Here is a 484-nt window from a genome sequence, read left to right as displayed (position 1 = left end):
CACGTTGCCGAAGCCAGAGTCAGGCCGCGCCGCAAAGCCGGTTTCAATAAAGGTGCGGTGACATAACAGGCCGTCTGAAAACCGTTTGCGCCCATGGTGCGCGCCGCCGCCACGTAATCTTTGGGCAAACCATCCCACGCGGCCAGTACGTCTTTGGCCACAAACGGATACGCCAACAGCGCGTAAGTCGCCGTCAGCAGCCACAGCGAAGCCGTCCACTGCGGATAGAGCAGCAAAACGCCGAAGGCGATGCACACGGGCGACACCATAAACGGCAAAAACATCAGCGCGCGCAACCACGCCATTTGCCGTGCCGCTGCCGCATATAGCACGCCCAAAACCGTTGCTGCCGCCACGGCTGCCGCAGAGAAACGGACGGTATTCCACACCGCCGCCCACGTTTGCGCTTCCAGCAAGACTGCCCACGAAGAGCCTGCCGATACCGCCTTGAGCCACACCGCCGCCAAAGGCAGCAGACAGCACA

1 protein-coding gene is annotated in these 484 nt (G+C 61.8%); it reads right to left on the bottom strand.

Features of this window, described 5'->3' with window-relative positions; all coding sequences use genetic code 11:
* Positions 1-484, bottom strand: a 484-nt coding sequence (locus tag ACTHUG_RS11415; RefSeq protein WP_440422286.1) for an ABC transporter permease subunit, incomplete at both ends; no start/stop codon positions are given.

Source organism: Neisseria sp. P0022.S009 (assembly GCF_051956675.1).
Taxonomy (GTDB): domain Bacteria; phylum Pseudomonadota; class Gammaproteobacteria; order Burkholderiales; family Neisseriaceae; genus Neisseria.
Note: the sequence above shows the minus strand (reverse complement) of the source record. Positions and strands in the feature narration are given on the sequence as shown.